This is a genomic window from Prevotella conceptionensis 9403948, assembly GCF_000312305.1.
Classification (GTDB): domain Bacteria; phylum Bacteroidota; class Bacteroidia; order Bacteroidales; family Bacteroidaceae; genus Prevotella; species Prevotella conceptionensis.
Map to the genome: position 1 here is coordinate 323,776 of NZ_HE999445.1, position 2,843 is coordinate 326,618.

1 protein-coding gene and 1 pseudogene are annotated in these 2,843 nt (G+C 51.8%); both read right to left on the bottom strand.

The genetic code is table 11. The features are described from left to right. A pseudogene (gene pulA, locus BN93_RS05650) lies at nt 1–1,253 on the bottom strand (type I pullulanase); the annotation flags it as partial. A gap of 393 nt (nt 1,254–1,646) precedes the next feature. Beyond that, nucleotides 1,647–2,843, bottom strand: a 1,197-nt coding sequence (locus BN93_RS05655; protein WP_044259916.1) for a 4-alpha-glucanotransferase, incomplete at its 5' end; no start/stop codon positions are given.

The window sequence follows — 2,843 nt, forward strand, 5'->3', positions numbered from 1 at the left end:
GATGCCAAATTTCAAGCTCTCTTCGTGACCGTTAAGGGCGGCCAAAAAGCAGGCTTGCGGTCGTCGGAGAATGGTCCGCGCAGTGCATCGCGCAGCTCATCGCTAAACGCTCCGATGCCCGGCATCTGCGCAGTATTGGCTTTCGTGGCCAGTTTTTCTTGCGGATAGGCGCACGTGCCTGCACTCCACCCCTCACCATATATATATATGGAGGGGTCTATCTTTTGCATTTCGGCCTGAATACGGTTCATCGTTTCGATGTCGTGAACACCCATCAGGTCTACGCGGAACCCGTCGATGTGGTACTCCTTTGCCCAATGTTTCATCGACTCTATCATAAACTGGCGCATCAAAGGCTGCTCGCTGGCCGTTTCGTTGCCGCAACCCGACCCATCGGAATACGTTCCATCGGCACGTTTGCGATAGAAGTAGTCGGGCCAGGTGCGTTGAAATGCACTGCCCGAAAGGTCGTAGGTGTGGTTGTAAACCACATCGAGAATAACGCGAATGCCTGCCTTATGCAGTGCTTGAACCATCTGTTTGAACTCGCGAATGCGCACTTCGGGGCGATAGGGATCGGTGCTGTACGAGCCTTCGGGCACGTTATAGTTCAGCGGATCGTAGCCCCAATTATACTGCGGCTTATCCAAACGCGTTTCGTCTATCGAGGCAAAGTCGAACGAAGGCAGAATATGCACGGCATTAATACCCAATTGGCGCAGGTGGCTGATGGCCTTTTCTTCGGTTAGGGCCAAGAACTTACCCTTATGCTTGATGCCCGACGAGGGATGGATGGAGAAGTCGCGATGGTGAAGTTCGTAGATAACGAGGTCGGCAGGCGATGCCAACGGCGGACGTTTGTCGGCTTTCCATCCCTCTGGATTAGTCTCTTCGAGGTTTATAATGGCCCCTCGCCTACCGTTTACGCCCACAGCCTTGGCAAAGATGCCCGGCGTTTCGCCCAGGTTAAAGGCAGGAACGTCGAAGGTATAGAAACGTCCTTTGAGGTCGCCTTTGGCTGTAACGCTCCACATGTCTTTGCCTGCGGGTTTCATTCGCAAGGTTTGCAGTGGCTTTCCCCCCTGTCCTTCGGCATAAATCCTTACCGTTACGCGTTTAGCATTGGCAGGTGCATGGAGTTTAAACACCGTTTCACGGGGCGAGTAAGCCATTTCGTTCATGTCTTGCGCACGTACGTCAAGCCCTTGGGCGCAAACAAACAAGGCAGCCATGATAAATCCTTTTATGTTCATATCGTTGTTGTTATTGAGTTGATAAGTTAACAAGTTGACCAGTTCACAAGTTGACCAGTTCACGAGTTGACCAGTTGACGAGTTAACAAGTTCACGAGTTCACAAGTTGAGCAGTTCAAAAGTTGACCAGTTGACGAGTGGACGAATTGACAAGTGCACAAGTTGACGAGTGGCCAAGTTCATGAGTTGACAAGTTAACGAGTGGCCAAGTTGACGAGTGGCCAAGTTGACGAGTGGCCAAGTTGACAGATACGCGCAGCCATCTTTTCACCTTTTCACCTTTTCACCCTTTCACCTTTAAAAGGCGCAGCCATCTTTTCACCTTTTCACTCTTTCACCTTTTCACCCTTAAAAGGCGCAGCCATCTTTTCACCCTTTCACCTTTTCACTCTTTCAGCGTCCGCTTTGTTGAACCATATCCTTAACGGCCGTACAGAAGGGTGTGTTAGCCATCAAGTCTTCGATATTGAGGTGCATACGATAACGCCAATAATGGCGCGGGTTGGCAGGAATGTTGATGCGTTCGGCATCAGCATCGGGCAAACGCAGGTCTTCGTCTGTGGACAACCAGTCTTGAATGCTGAGAATGCACAACATGGAGGGCGACAAAAGCTGGCGCAACACTATTTCGCGAGCCAAAAGACCCGAAAGCGGATGCGGCGCAGGACCACCTTTGTAGAGCATCGTGTTATAATATTCTTGGGTTCGTTCCCAATTCTCGTCCCACCATTGGCGGAGTGTCGGCATGTCGTGACTGCTAAAAGTGTTTACCGAACGATAAGGGAAAGCAGAAAGGTTGCCAAAGCGCACACGGGGATCTTTGGGCATAGACTGTACTTCGAGCGACAGAATGCGTAGCTCGTTCATCACCCACGCCACGCAATCGGGCACCATGCCCAGGTCTTCGGCACACACAAGCATGCGTGTGGCCTCAACCAGCTTGGGCAGTTTCTTCATCGCCTCGTAATACCAGAATTGGTTGTTACGGCGATAATAATAGTCGTTGTATATGCGGTTAAACACATCCTTATCCTTATCCCAAAGTGCCTCGTACACAAAATCGTGCTGAACGGAGATGCGCGGATGGAACTTAGAGGGGTCTTTTCTGTCGCGAACGAAAAGCACATCGCTCACCAAGGCGAAGAGTCCATCGCGCAACCAGCGGTCGGCATCTTCGTTTTTGCCCTCAAAGGCCTGCTCAATCTTGCGCTGCGTGTCGTATTCGGGGCGCAATTGCCAGATGTCGTCGTGCAGGGGTTGCAGATAAGTAGCCTTCACGTTGTCGGCATTTTCGCCGAACATGCGGTCGAGAACCCAGTCGCTGATGAACGGACGGGTGAACGCCTCTTCGTTGAAAGGCAGCCCATAGGCCTCTATCTCCTCGCGACTCATGCCCAACGAGGGAGAGAACTGCCCCAACAAGCCGTCTACACACGACACGGGAATTCCCCAAATGCGGAAGAAACCCAGCACGTGGTCGATGCGATAGGCATCGAAAAACTTCGCCATGTTTTGGAAACGGCGCACCCACCAGGCGCAACCGTCGCGCAACATCTCATCCCAGTTGTATGTTGGGAAACCCCAATTCTG